Annotated in this window: 14 protein-coding genes and 2 pseudogenes; 11 read left to right on the plus strand and 5 right to left on the minus strand. The window is 55.0% G+C overall.

Translation table 11 applies throughout. The annotated features are described in order from the left end of the window. Positions 1–230 (minus strand): cysteine-rich VLP domain-containing protein (locus GT748_RS12325; RefSeq protein WP_192927526.1); only part of this gene is annotated, 230 nt, incomplete at its 3' end. 380 nt (positions 231–610) lie between these two features. Here GT748_RS12325 and GT748_RS12330 point away from each other — a divergent pair. The 7 genes and pseudogenes from GT748_RS12330 (at position 611) to GT748_RS12365 (ending at position 4801) form a co-directional block, all read left to right on the plus strand. Next, a complete protein-coding gene (locus tag GT748_RS12330; protein ID WP_021391068.1) occupies positions 611–1156 on the plus strand; it encodes an AAA family ATPase in 546 nt (181 codons plus the stop codon). 37 nt (positions 1157–1193) lie between these two features. Next, the gene (locus GT748_RS12335; RefSeq protein ID WP_021391066.1) at positions 1194–1994 is read left to right on the plus strand and encodes a helix-turn-helix domain-containing protein; all 801 of its coding nucleotides are present in this window, start codon (positions 1194–1196) and stop codon (positions 1992–1994) included. 194 nt (positions 1995–2188) lie between these two features. Continuing rightward, positions 2189–2449, plus strand: a complete 261-nt coding sequence (locus tag GT748_RS16105) for a topoisomerase DNA-binding C4 zinc finger domain-containing protein (RefSeq protein WP_438819368.1) — start codon at positions 2189–2191, stop codon at positions 2447–2449. 144 nt (positions 2450–2593) lie between these two features. Then, positions 2594–3448 carry a ParA family protein gene (locus tag GT748_RS12345; protein WP_000409924.1) on the plus strand — a complete coding sequence of 285 codons (855 nt, stop codon included), beginning with the start codon at positions 2594–2596 and terminating at the stop codon, positions 3446–3448. 97 nt (positions 3449–3545) lie between these two features. After that, positions 3546–3755, plus strand: coding sequence for a peptide-binding protein (locus GT748_RS12350; protein WP_000527317.1), 210 nt, complete (start codon positions 3546–3548; stop codon positions 3753–3755). Between the two features lie 16 nt (positions 3756–3771). Beyond that, complete coding sequence (locus GT748_RS12355) at positions 3772–4044, plus strand: antitoxin (protein ID WP_000301765.1); 273 nt, start codon at positions 3772–3774, stop codon at positions 4042–4044. 1 nt (position 4045) lies between these two features. Next, a pseudogene (locus GT748_RS12365) lies at positions 4046–4801 on the plus strand (zeta toxin family protein). Between the two features lie 722 nt (positions 4802–5523). Here GT748_RS12365 and GT748_RS12380 read toward each other — a convergent pair. From GT748_RS12380 to GT748_RS12395, 4 genes and pseudogenes are all read right to left on the minus strand, one after another. Further along, positions 5524–5652 (minus strand): annotated as a pseudogene (locus tag GT748_RS12380) (helix-turn-helix transcriptional regulator); the annotation flags it as partial. Between the two features lie 205 nt (positions 5653–5857). Then, a complete protein-coding gene (deoC, locus tag GT748_RS12385; RefSeq protein WP_021660650.1) occupies positions 5858–6526 on the minus strand; it encodes a deoxyribose-phosphate aldolase in 669 nt (222 codons plus the stop codon). Positions 6527–6765: 239 nt separating this feature from the next. Beyond that, the gene (locus tag GT748_RS12390) at positions 6766–7698 is read right to left on the minus strand and encodes a nucleoside hydrolase (protein WP_021660648.1); all 933 of its coding nucleotides are present in this window, start codon (positions 7696–7698) and stop codon (positions 6766–6768) included. Then, on the minus strand, positions 7698–8546 hold the full coding sequence (locus GT748_RS12395) for a nucleoside hydrolase (protein ID WP_143161653.1): 849 nt from the start codon (positions 8544–8546) through the stop codon (positions 7698–7700). The genes GT748_RS12390 and GT748_RS12395 overlap by 1 nt, the downstream gene beginning before the upstream one ends. A gap of 224 nt (positions 8547–8770) precedes the next feature. On the opposite strand from GT748_RS12395, the gene GT748_RS12400 reads away from it, so the two are divergent. The 4 genes from GT748_RS12400 (at position 8771) to GT748_RS12415 (ending at position 12499) form a co-directional block, all read left to right on the plus strand. After that, complete coding sequence (locus GT748_RS12400; protein WP_021660646.1) at positions 8771–9379, plus strand: Crp/Fnr family transcriptional regulator; 609 nt, start codon at positions 8771–8773, stop codon at positions 9377–9379. A gap of 242 nt (positions 9380–9621) precedes the next feature. Beyond that, on the plus strand, positions 9622–10716 hold the full coding sequence (locus GT748_RS12405) for an MGDG synthase family glycosyltransferase (RefSeq protein WP_044993072.1): 1095 nt from the start codon (positions 9622–9624) through the stop codon (positions 10714–10716). After that, complete coding sequence (locus GT748_RS12410) at positions 10713–11429, plus strand: polysaccharide deacetylase family protein (protein ID WP_021660643.1); 717 nt, start codon at positions 10713–10715, stop codon at positions 11427–11429. Before GT748_RS12405 ends, GT748_RS12410 begins: the two co-directional genes overlap by 4 nt. Continuing rightward, complete coding sequence (locus tag GT748_RS12415) at positions 11426–12499, plus strand: lysylphosphatidylglycerol synthase transmembrane domain-containing protein (protein WP_059004108.1); 1074 nt, start codon at positions 11426–11428, stop codon at positions 12497–12499. Before GT748_RS12410 ends, GT748_RS12415 begins: the two co-directional genes overlap by 4 nt. Positions 12500–12585: the final 86 nt, after the last annotated feature.

Here is a 12585-nt window from a genome sequence, read left to right on the forward strand (position 1 = left end):
GGCAAGACCGCCCAGCGGAACCACTTACAGCAGACCGAGAAAGAAATCGTCTGCGGGCAGGTGCAGGTGTCCCCATCGTCAAGGGCAATGCAGTTGCCGTCCTCACAGCAACAGCACTCCCGGCGTATCAGGGCGCTTGCCCGTTTCCGCTGCGCCGGGGTCATGCGGTAAAGGGAACCGTCCGGCCTGCATTCCAGCGGCGGCAAGTCTTTGTAGGGATTATTTTTCATGCGTTCCCTCCGTTTTGCTTTCCGCTGCCGTTCTCCCCGAAAAGGCTTCCTGCCCCATTCCTGCGGCGTGTTCCGGCGTTGGCACGCTCACCATAACTTCGGGACAACTTGTCCCAAAGTGACCTCTGGACAAAGTGTCCAGAAGTCGGCTCCTTGCGGTGCTTCCCCAGCCGGGGGTATTCCTTTTCGGACGGTCATTCGGTTTTCAAGGTGCTGTCCATCGATGAACTAACCTAAGTCTACACCGAAATGACCGCCCGTCCCGTATATCCGAAAGGTGGGAAATCTGCCTGAAAATCCCCCCATTTCCACGCTCTCGGAATTGTGGTAGAATGGAAGAAACTGAACAGTAAATTTGAAGTTGTGGAGGTAACACATAGATGGATCAAGGTAGAATTATTGTAATCACAGGTTCGCCGGGGACGGGGAAAACTACAACGGCATCTACTGTTGCAAAAGAATCGGATTTGGAAAAATCTGTGCATATGCACACAGATGACTTTTATCATTATTTGAGTAAAGGGGCAATACCACCATATTTGCCAGAATCAAATGAGCAAAATTTGATTGTCATTGAAGCATTTTTAGAAGCCGCGAAGCGATATGCTCGTGGTGGATATGATGTAATTGTAGATGGTATTGTAGGACCGTGGTTTTTAGAGCCGTGGCTCAACATTGTTCAAGAGCATTATGAAGTACACTATATCGTTTTAAGAGCAAGTAAAGAAGAAACTATGAAGAGAGCTATCAAACGCTCAAAGTTAGACAGAGAAACAAATATTGAATTAGTTGAAACGATGTGGGAACAATTTTCCAATTTAGGAATCTATGAATCAAATGTTATTGATACAACTACGCACTCAGTCAAAGATACTGTATCAGCAGTAAAAGAAAAAATTGTAAGGGGTACTGCTTTACTGCTTTAGGCAATTCCAGTTTGTCGAGCAGACAAGGAGGGAGAACATGGAACTATCCATACAAGAACGCCTGAAAGACCTGCGTGTGGAGCGTGGCCTGACGCTGGAGCAGCTTGCGGAAGAAACCCATCTCTCCAAGTCTGCGTTAGGCAGCTATGAGGGGGACAAGTTCAAGGACATCAGCCACTATGCCCTTATCCAGCTGGCAAAGTTTTACGAAGTGTCCGTTGATTATCTGCTGTGCCGTTCTGAAACAAAAAATCACCCAAACGCCGATCTTGCAGACCTGCGTTTGAGTGATGATATGATTGAATTTTTGAAAAGCAGGCTGGTGGATAATGCCCTCCTGTGTGAACTGGCGACGCACCCGGATTTTCCCCGGCTCATGGCTGACCTTGAAATCTATGTAAACGGCATAGCGGCAAAGCAGGTACAGGGGGCAAACGCCATTGTGGACGCTGTGAGCGCAACTATTATGAAGCAGCACAATCCCGGTCTGACCGACCCGCAGTTAAGGCAGCTGATCGCCGCCCACATTGACGATGACAGCTTTTGCCGCCATGTGATACAGCAGGATATAAACAAGATAGCCCTTGACCTGCGGAAAGCCCACAAGGACGATTTTTTCAGTGTCCCGGAGGACAATCCTCTGGAAGATTTCTTGCAGACCGCCGAAGAAGCCGCCAGCCCAAACAGCGACCCGGAACAGGCTGCGATGGCCTTTATCTGCAAGCGGCTCAAACTGAACTATGGGAAGCTGTCGGAGGAGGAAAAGAAATGGCTGAAAAGGATTGCACAGAAGTCGGACTTGCTGAAAAATCCAAACCCGCAGCGGGGAAGAAAATGAGAAATTAGATATGCAAAAAGGAAAAATGAGATTCATTTTTAAAAAAAATCGGTAAAAGAGAAGGCAATCAAGAGAACTTTATTACGAATATCAAAAAATTCATTGTTCATTTACTGGAAGCTGTACCTAACGATATAGAAAAACTAAATTTTTCTGATTACCAGGAACAGAAAGAAAAAGAAGCAGAAAAAAGTATTGTAGGAAAATGTCCTAAGTGTGGCAACAATATTGTATTAAAAAAATCGTTTTATGGTTGTTCAAATTATCCTGAATGTAAGTTTACTTTAGCTGAACATTTTAGAAAGAAAAAACTCACCAAAACAAATGTAAAAGAATTACTAGAGGGAAAAGAAACCCTGGTAAAAGGAATCAAAACGAAAGATAGAAAGTCCTACAATGCCGTTGTAAAAATCGGAGAAAAGGGATATATTGATTTTATCTCTTTTTCAAAATAAGCATAAAAGCCCTTTAAAGAGGGCTTTTATATATTAATCACAAATCACTTATCACAAATCACAAGTGATTAATCACAAATCACTTGTGATTTGTGATTCCTAATGATACAATATTACTATACAAAAAAAGAATGGGGCGTAGTTATGGAGAAGGAAGAACTCAAAATACTTGAAGAATTAAGACGTATTTTAAACAGTAAAAATGAAGCGATTGTTATCTTAAACAATTATTTTAAAGGTGGTGTTGGAAAGTCAAAATTATCGACTATGTTTGCTTACTTGACAGACAAATTTAATTTAAAAGTTTTAATGATCGATAAGGACTTACAAGCAACATTGACAAAAGACTTAGCAAAAACATTTAAGGTAGAATTGCCACGTGTTAATTTTTATGAAGGACTGAAAAATGGAAACTTGGCTTCTTCTATTGTTCATTTGACTGATAATTTAGACTTGATCCCTGGCACGTTTGATTTGATGTTACTGCCAAAATTAACTCGCTCATGGACTTTTGAAAATGAAAGTAGATTGCTTGCTACTCTTTTAGCACCTTTAAAAAGTGACTATGATCTCATTATTATTGATACTGTACCAACGCCAAGCGTTTATACAAATAATGCAATCGTGGCAAGTGATTACGTCATGATCCCTTTACAAGCAGAAGAAGAAAGTACAAACAACATTCAAAACTATATTTCCTATTTGATTGATTTACAAGAACAGTTTAACCCTGGACTAGATATGATCGGTTTTGTTCCTTATTTAGTTGATACGGACAGCACAACGATAAAATCAAACCTGGAAGAACTGTACAAGCAACATAAAGAAGATAACTTGGTTTTCCAAAATATTATCAAGCGAAGTAATAAAGTAAGTACCTGGTCTAAAAACGGCATTACAGAACACAAAGGCTATGACAAAAAAGTTTTATCTATGTATGAGAACGTATTTTTTGAAATGCTTGAGCGAATCATTCAATTAGAAAACGAAAAAGAATAGAATCACAAATCACAAGTGATTAATCACAAATCACTTGTGATTTGTGATTGTTGATGATAAAATAAGAGTAAGAAGAAATAGAAAGAAGTGAGTGGTTGTGGGAAATTTAGGCGCACAAAAAGCAAAACGAAATGATACACCAATCAGTGCAAAAAAAGATATTATGGGGGATAAGACGGTTCGTGTTCGTGCTGACTTGCACCATATTATAAAAATCGAAACAGCAAAGAATGGCGGAAACGTAAAAGAAGTTATGGATAAAGCCTTAGAAGAATATATTCGGAAATATTTACCTGACAAACTTTAAAAGGAGTGAAAATGAAATGGCAGTTACTTATGAAAAAACATTTGAAATAGAGATCATTAACGAATTATCGGCAAGCGTTTATAATCGAGTATTAAACTATGTTTTGAATCATGAATTAAATAAAAATGACTCTCAATTATTGGAAGTCAATTTATTAAACCAATTAAAGCTTGCAAAACGTGTAAATCTTTTTGATTATTCTTTAGAAGAATTACAAGCCGTTCATGAGTATTGGCGGTCAATGAATCGCTATTCAAAACAAGTTTTGAATAAAGAGAAAGTGGCTTAATATGGCAAATATAGTCAATTTTACTGACAAACAATTTGAAAATCGCTTAAATGATAATTTAGAAGAATTGGTTCAAGGAAAAAAAGCGGTTGAATCGCCAACCGCTTTTTTACTTGGTGGGCAACCAGGGTCAGGGAAAACGAGTTTGCGAAGAAGATGATTGAGCAGGCAGGAACAAAGTGATAAATTCAAATTGTGAGGGAAAATATAGATGAATCAAGGAAGAATTATTGTGATTACAGGCTCACCGGGGACAGGAAAAACAACAACTGCGTCAATTGTCGCAAAGGAATCAGATATGGATAAATCAGTGCATATGCACACCGATGACTTTTTTCATTACTTAAGCAAAGGCGCAATACCACCACATTTGCCAGAATCCAACAAGCAAAATCTGGTTGTCATTGAAGCCTTTTTAGAGGCTGCAAAGCGATATGCTCGTGGCGGATATGATGTAATTGTAGATGGGATTGTCGGGCCATGGTTTTTGGAGCCATGGAAAGCTCTTGCCCAAGAAGATTACGAGGTACACTATATTGTATTAAGAGCGAGTAAAAAAGAAACTATGAAGCGAGCTGTGGAACGCTCAAAATTAGATAGAAAAACAAATATTGAATTAGTGGAAACAATGTGGGAGCAATTTTCCGGTTTGGGAGTATATGAATCAAATGTCATAGACACAACTACATTCACAATTAAAGATACGGTTTCCGCAATAAAAGAAAGAGTTGCATGTGGGACGTCTTTACTATCTTAGACATTCCCATTTGTCAGGAAGATAGCAAAGCCAGCCGAGCCAGTCAACGGTCAAGATGAACGGCGCATTTCATGCGCCGCCGTTGACAGTCACGCCCGTCTTTGCTAAAAAGTAATCAAGGCGGGAAAGCCCTAAAATGGCTTCCCGCCCATTTCAATTTTTAGAAAAGAAACGCTCCAAAATCAGAAAGAGAGCGGCCAAGCACTTTGAGGGATTGGCCGCCTTGTCCACCCATTCAGCGGGACAGCGGGCGGAGGTCAAGGCCGGGTGTAAACCCGTTCATTTCAGCCTTGACGGTTGCCCGCTGTCCTGCTACTTTTCCGGGAGTGTGGCCACAACTTCGGGACACTTTGTCCACAAGTCGGAGCGTAGGACGAGGGACGGGGGCTTTCATATACCTGCCGCCGTTCTCTGAAAACAGCCCGATTTTTCGCTCATTCCCATTCGCAAAAATTCAGCCTGTTTTCCTGCCGGAGCAAACAGGGCGCATGAAGCACCGCACCCCGTTTTCCACGCCAGCCACGCCAGCAGGTATAACACACTACACTTTGCTTCGCAAAGTCGTGTGCCAAATGGGGGCTTTGCCCCCTTTGGAAACCCCCACAAGAAAAGGCGGTACGCTACCCCTCCACGGGGCGCATACCGCCTTTTCTTGTTATCCAGCCCTCCGGCTGTATCGGTTGAGCAAAAGTCAGCATGGGATTGGTGTGGTATCTTTAATTATGTGAAACTCCCCGCTCCCACTTGCTCACCGCCGGGGGGGAGACCCCCACCGCCGCCGCCAGCTGTTCCTGGGTCAGCCCTCTCTCCCTGCGCAGGCGCAGGATGGTCTCGCCGATTTTTAGTTCCATGTTCGCCGCTCCTCTCCGCTGTCCTGTCTGCTCTTATCCTACCACGGGGGAGCGGGCCCCCGCAATGGACGGGGTGGAAACTTGCGGGAAGAAAAACCTGCCTGCCGGGCAGGTCGCGCGGGGAGGGGGAAGGGGGATAAGGACAAAAAGAGGGGGCGCGCAGACCCTGCGCGCCCCCTCTTTTGGGGACAGGGGAGACGGTGCCTTAGTAGGCGCCGCCGGTCTCCTGATTTTTCAGCAGTTTGATGGCGGAGCTGGTGCCCAGACGGTCGGCCCCCAGGGAGATGAACTTCTCCATGTCGTCCACCGACTTGATGCCGCCAGCGGCTTTGATCTTGCAGCGGCCGGCCACGCAGCGGTTGAACAGCTCGATGTCGTGGAAGGTGGCCCCGGCGGTGGAGAACCCGGTGGAGGTCTTGATGAAGTCGGCCCCGGCTTCCACCACGATGTCGCACATCTTCTCCTTCTCCTCGTCGGTGAGGAGGCAGGTCTCGATGATGACCTTCAGCACGTGGTCGCCCACGGCCTCTTTGAGGGCGGCGATGTCCTGCTTGACATACTCGTAGTCGCCGTCTTTGAGGGCGCCGATGTTGATGACCATGTCGAACTCCTCCGCCCCGTCGGCCAGGGCCTGCTTGGCCTCAAACACCTTGACGGCGGTGGGGGTGGCCCCGAGAGGGAAGCCGATGACGGTGCAGACCGGCACCCGGCCGTTTAAGTACTCGACAGCCCGCTTCACGTAGCAGGGGTTGATGCAGATGGACGCGGTCTTGTACTCGATGGCGTCGTCGCAGATCTGCTTGATTTGCGCCCAGGTGCTCTCGGGCTTCAAAAGGGTGTGGTCGACTTTTGCCAGGATCTCCTGCTGGGTCATAACAAATTCCTCCTCAAAGATGGGTTGGTGGGCAGGCGAAAAGGGCGGCGCTCCGCCCGGTTGTACTGCCTCTATTATTTCTCCTTTTGCGGGAAAAGTCAATGGGTATTTGTAAAAAATGCGCGTTCATTTGTAAATCATTTTCTATCATTTGTTTGAATGGGTGAACATTTTGCGAGAAAAAGCGGCGGGCGGGCTCCCGAGAGGGGAGCCGCCCGCCGCAAAATAGGGAGGCGCATTTAGTGGTCGGCGCTGGCAAAGACCATCTCTTTGAAGCGGGCGGGGTCGATTTCGGTGATGAGGGTGCAGTTTTGGGGGTTGCCGCTGCGGCCGTCGAAGTCGTAGAGCAGCTCGCCCATGGCAAAGGGGCTCTTGACCTCCACGTCGGCAAAGCACTCCACCCGGCCGCGCACCACCCCGGGGTCCATCACCACCGCGGCGGCGGTGGGGTCGGGCATGGAGATGATGTCCTTGCCGTAGGCGCCCTTGTTCATCTCCAACAGGGTGCGGTTGGCGTCGATGTAGAAATCCCCCACCTCGGTGTGGTAGCCCCGCAGGACGGCCCGGTCGGCGGCGTCGATCTCGGTGTGGCCGTAGCAGACGTCGATAGGGACCACCGTCAGGTGCATCCCGCTGGCAAAGACGATCTTGGCCGCCTCGGCGTCCATGGCGATGTTGAACTCGGCATTGGCGGTAAAGGCGTCGATCATCCGGTACTGGCCGCCCATGAGGGTGATGTTCTTCACCCGCTTCATGGCCTCGGGGGCCAGGAGGATGGCCATGGCGATGTTGGTCAGGGGCCCCAGGGCGAGGATCTCCAAATCGTCCACCTCCCGCGCCAGGCGGATGATCTGGTCCACCGCGTGGCCCGGCGACAGGGGGACCGAGGGCTCGGGGTAGTTCATCCCCCCCAGGCCGTCGGGGCCGTGGGCCTGCTCGCCAAAGGAGGTGGGCTGCCCGAAGAGGGGGCGGGCCATCCCCGCGTAGACCGGCGGGCGGTAGGTGGCGGCCTTCTCCACGGCGATGCGGGCGTTGCGGATGACCTTGGGCAGGGTGATGTTGCCGCAGACGCAGGTGACGGCCTCGATGTGGAGGTCCGCACAGCGCAGGGACATGACCAGGGCCACCGCGTCGTCGGAGGCGGTGTCGGTGTCAAAGAGGATGTGGCGCATCAGAGAGACCCCCTTTCCAGGTTGGCGGCGGCCCGGTCAAACCAGGCCTGCAGGGCGGTGTGCTCCAGGCGGGTGATCACCTGGGCGGTGAGCAGCCCGGCCTGGCCGTCGATGATGGTGCCGGCCAGCCGGGTGGCGTTGAGCTGCCCGCGGGTGCGGCTGCCGGAGGTGTCCACCGACAGGTTGCAGGCAAAGCTCTCGGCGATGAGGGCGGGCTCGGCCGCCACGGCGGCCCCCACCGCCCCCAAAAGCCCCTGCCCGCCGTCCCGGTCCAGGAGGGCGCGCCACCGCCCCCCCTCGGGGAGGGAGAGGCCGGCGGCGGCTTCGGCGGCGGTCTCCCGCGGGAGGACGCTCACCGGCACCCCGCAGGAGAGGACCACCGAGGCCGCCTCGGGGTCGCACAGCAGGTTGTACTCGGCGGTCTCGGTCTGGGCGGGGTAGCCCAGCTGGGCCCCCCCGCAGAGGAGGATGCCCGCGGCCTGGGAGAAGCCGTCGGGGTCGCGCAGAAAGGCCATGGCCAGGTCGGTGAGGGGGCCCAGGGCCAAAATCTGCACCTGCTGGGGGGCGGCGGCCAGGGCGCTGCCCAGGGCCAGGATCCCGGCCAGGGGGTCTTTCTCCCCGGCGCTGGGGGCGGCCTCTGCCAGCGGGACCATGGGGCCGCACATCCCCTGGTGCAGGGGGGGCTCTCCCCCTGCCAGGCGGCAGCTCTCCCCGGCGGCGGCCAGGGCCTCTCCCGCGCCGCCGCGCCCGTAAGAGGCGACGACCGCGCAGACGGGGTGGCCGCTCTGCAGCAGGGCCGCCAGACCGGCGGCGCCCGCCCGGTCCATGTCTACGAGAATGGGTGACACAGCAAACACTCCTTTTCTCTGTGGTGGCCCTGGCAAAGGCGGAGGGCGGCCGGGGCCCTTGATCGACTCTAGTATACCAGAGGTCAAAGAGGGGGCGAAAGGACGGGCGTCCCCCTTTTTGCGTTTGTCCCCCTTGGGGGGATGTGGTATAATAAAAGCAATTGAAAGTTGACAGAACGGGCGGCGCGGGACGGCTCCCGTGCCGCTGTAAAGGGGGTGGGGAGATGGGCCGCGCGAGCGCACAAGAGCTGCTGTCCACCTGCCCGCCCGAGGTGGCCGCTGGCATTGAGCGGCAAACCTTTCCCCACGGGGCCCACCTGGTGGAGATGGGGCAGCGGGGGGGCCGGGTCTACCTCCTATTAGAGGGGGCGGCCACCGTCTCCACCGTGGGGGAGAGCGGCGCCGCCATGGTGCTGAGCATCTACCGGGCGGGGGACCTGGTGGGCGAGGCCGAGGTGGTGGACGACCTGCCCGCTATGGGCCAGGTGGCCGCCCTGGGGGAGTGCCGGGTGGCCGCCATGAGCCGGGAGACCTTTCTGCGCTGGCTGAAGGCGGACGAGCGCTTTGCCCGCTTTGTGGTGGGCGGCCTCTCCCGCAAGCTCTACGACTTTTCCGACAAGGCGGTGACCAACATCACCACCCCCCTGCGCCACCGGCTGGCGCTGCTGGTGGCAGAGGCCCCCGGCGGGGTGCTGCGGCTGGACAAGGAGATCGTCGCCGCCCAGCTGGGCACCAGTGTGCGCAGCCTCAACCGCACCATCAAAGAGCTGGTGCAGGAGGGGCGGCTGCGCTATCGGGCGGGGGTCCTCTCCCTGGTGCAAAGGGGCGAATAAATTACAATCTTGTCACATTGCTCCAAAAACACCTTGGAGGAGTTGTGCAATCTGGTAAAGTGCGGTATAATGACCGCGTAAAGATGAGCGGTCGGCGCAGGGCCGGGGGCGGCGTGCCCAGTTGGACCCGCAGCCAAAATCGTAACAAATTCTTCATCTCCGTTTAAGCGGTTTGATGGGCGCCATCGGCTATAGTGATGGTGCGGGAATGAACACCACAGGACAACATGGGGGAATCACAGATGAATGTGTTGATTTTAACAGGTCACTTTGGGCAGGGCCATTTTTCTGCTGCCCAGACACTGGGCGATGAGATACGGCGTTCCTTCAGCGATGTGAACATCACCCTGCGGGACATCTTTGAATACACCATCCCCAATTACAGCAGCCGGCTCTACCAGGGCTACACCCTGCTGGTCAACCGGGCCGGGAAACTCTACAACTGGTACTACAAGTTCACCGAGAATTGGAAGCGGGACATCCACCCGCCCTTCTGCCGGTACTTTCAGGCCAAGCTCAAGACCCTCATCGCCGAGACAAAACCGGACATGATCGTCTCCACCCTGCCGTTTTGCTCCCAGTTGGTGAGCCAGTACAACCTGAAAAACGGCCAGAATATCCCCCTCATCACCTGCATCACCGACGTGAGCACCCACCGGGAGTGGATCAACCCCGGCACCACCATGTACCTGGTGCCCTGCGAGGCGGTGCGCCAAAACCTGATCGAAAAGGGGATCGCCCCGGGCAAGGTCTTCATCAGCGGCATCCCGGTGCAGGAGCAGTTCAAGGCCAACGTCCACCCCCTGGCAAAGGACGGCAAGCACCTGCTCATCATGGGCGGCGGGCTGGGGATGCTCCCCCGCGCCAAGTCCTTCTACCAGGGCCTCAATGGCCTTAAGGACGTCAAGACCACCATCATCACCGGCAAGAACCGGGACCTCTACCAGCGCATCCACGGCAGGTACGAGAACATCGAGGTGGTGGGCTACACCGATCAGGTCTACCGCTACATGCAGGAGGCGGACCTGGTCATCTCCAAGCCGGGCGGCATCACCCTGTTTGAGACCATCTTCTCCGAACTGCCGATTTTGGTGTTCAGCCCCTATCTGCAGCAGGAGATCAAGAACGCGGCCTTTATCGAGAACCAGAAGATCGGCCTGGTGCTCCCCACCCGGCCGGAGGAGTGCGTGGAGGAGATCGAGCGGGTCATCCACAACGACACTCAGCTGGAGCGGCTGCGCGCCAACATGCAGACCTTCAAGGCCGGCATCGACTCCGACGCCATCCTCAAAATCGTCACCGGGATGCGCAGCGGGTTGGAGGTGCGCGCCTCGTGATCCCTCTCGCTACCACCCAATCGGTACTGGCGGCCGGCGCAGCCTGCGTGGCCGCCTATTTTGTGGCCCCCAGCCTCTCCTGCAAGGCCTTTAGCCGCTCGGTCTGGCGGCAGACCGGCCGCCCCGGCAAGCTGCTGCTCACCTTTGACGACGGCCCCGACCCCCGCTACACCCCGGCCCTTTTGGACCTGCTGGGGGAATGGGGGGTCCCCGCCTGCTTTTTTGTGGTGGGGGAGAACGCCGCCGCCTGCCCGGACCTCATCCGGCGGATGACAGCCGAGGGGCACGAGGTGGGCATCCACTCCTACCGGCACGAGAACGCCCGCTTCCGCCGCCCCTCCTTTGCCGGGGCGGACCTGGAGCAGTCCCTCGCCGCCCTGCGGGAGCTGGGGGCAGAGCCGCGCTACTACCGGCCGCCCTGGGGCAACTGCAACCCCTTCACCCTCTACGAGGCCCGGGCCCGGGGGCTGGAGACGGTGCTCTGGAGCGTCATGGCCCAGGACTGGGAGCGGGGGGCCACCCCCCGCCGCACCGCCCAGCGGCTGCTGGGGCGGGTGGGCAGCTCGTCGATCATCTGCCTGCACGACCGCAGTATGGGCAAGAGCGCCGACGACACCGCCCCGGGCCGGACCATCCAGGCCTTGCGGCTGGCGCTGCCCGCCCTGCAGCGGGCCGGTTTCACCTTTATTCTGCCAGAGGAGATGGCGCGATGAACCAGAGATCCCCCCTGGGCGACAAGAAGAAGTTCGCCCTCAACCTGACCCTTTTCGGCGCCCTGATCGCCCTGACCTTTGTGGTGCTGCTCTGGGGCAGCGACCTGCCCGCCCTCTGGGCGGTGATCCGCCGGGCAAACCCCCTCTACCTGCTGCTGGGGCTTTTGTGCATGTTCGCCTTTGTCAGCTGCGAGGCCTGCAACACCCACCTGGTGCTGGGTTCCCTGGGGAAAAAGCTCTCCTTCGGCCACTGCCTGCAGTCGGCCTTTGTGGGGTTTTACTTCTCCTCCATCACCCCCTCGGCCACCGGGGGGCAGCCCGCCCAGGTTTACTACATGCAGCGCGACAAGGTGCCCCTCTCCTTGGCCTCCTTAAACTTTCTGCTCATCACCGTCTGCTACCAGGCGGTGATGCTGGGCTACGGCGGGGCGATGTTCCTCCTGCAGCGCGACTTTGTGAGCCAGAACGTCAAGGGGATCGGCATCCTGCTGGTCTACGGCATCGCCGTCAACGGGCTGTGCATCGTCGGCATCACCTGCGCCATGTTCTCCCACAAGCTGGTGCGGCGCTTTTGCTACTTTGTGCTGCGCCTCCTCTGCCGCCTGCGGCTGTGCAAGCACTTTGAGGAGACCGCCGCCCGGCTGGACAGCCAGTTGGAGCAGTACCGCGAGGGGGCGGCCCACATCCGCCGCCACCCCACCGTGCTGCTGCGGGTCCTCCTCTACACGGTGGCCCAGCTCACCGCCCTCTACCTGGTGCCGGTCTGCGTCTACAAGGCGCTGGGGCTCTCGGGCTATTCGGCCCTGCAGATCCTGGCGGTGCAGGCCCTGCTGACGGTGGCGGTCTCCTCCCTTCCCCTGCCGGGGGCGGTGGGGGCCCAGGAGGGGGGCTTTGTCACCCTCTTTCGCCTCTTCTTCGGGGCCGAACTGGTGCTGCCGGCCATGCTCATGAGCCGGGGGATCAGCTTTTACGCCTTCCTCCTCATCAGCGGCGGGGTCAGCATGGCGGTCCACATTCAGTTTTTGAAACACCGCCAGCAGCAGCGGGCCGAGGTGAAGGCGGGGGGTTGAACCCGGGAATGAAAACTCCAACAGGGGCGGCGCAGGCCGCCCTTTTTTGCGCTCGATCGGGCCCGGTGGCGGCGCTGCAACCGGGG

Source organism: Bittarella massiliensis (ex Durand et al. 2017) (assembly GCF_009876955.1).
Lineage (GTDB): Bacteria > Bacillota > Clostridia > Oscillospirales > Ruminococcaceae > Bittarella > Bittarella massiliensis.

Excerpts from the sequence above, each read along its gene's own strand:
- GT748_RS12330 (WP_021391068.1), top strand. The coding sequence starts at position 611 with ATGGATCAAGGTAGAATTATTGTAATCACAGGTTCGCCGGGGACGGGG.
- GT748_RS12335 (WP_021391066.1), top strand. The coding sequence starts at position 1,194 with ATGGAACTATCCATACAAGAACGCCTGAAAGACCTGCGTGTGGAGCGT.
- GT748_RS12345 (WP_000409924.1), top strand. The coding sequence starts at position 2,594 with ATGGAGAAGGAAGAACTCAAAATACTTGAAGAATTAAGACGTATTTTA.
- GT748_RS12355 (WP_000301765.1), top strand. The coding sequence starts at position 3,772 with ATGGCAGTTACTTATGAAAAAACATTTGAAATAGAGATCATTAACGAA.
- deoC (WP_021660650.1), bottom strand. The coding sequence starts at position 6,526 with ATGACCCAGCAGGAGATCCTGGCAAAAGTCGACCACACCCTTTTGAAG.
- GT748_RS12390 (WP_021660648.1), bottom strand. The coding sequence starts at position 7,698 with ATGCGCCACATCCTCTTTGACACCGACACCGCCTCCGACGACGCGGTG.
- GT748_RS12400 (WP_021660646.1), top strand. The coding sequence starts at position 8,771 with ATGGGCCGCGCGAGCGCACAAGAGCTGCTGTCCACCTGCCCGCCCGAG.
- GT748_RS12405 (WP_044993072.1), top strand. The coding sequence starts at position 9,622 with ATGAATGTGTTGATTTTAACAGGTCACTTTGGGCAGGGCCATTTTTCT.
- GT748_RS12415 (WP_059004108.1), top strand. The coding sequence starts at position 11,426 with ATGAACCAGAGATCCCCCCTGGGCGACAAGAAGAAGTTCGCCCTCAAC.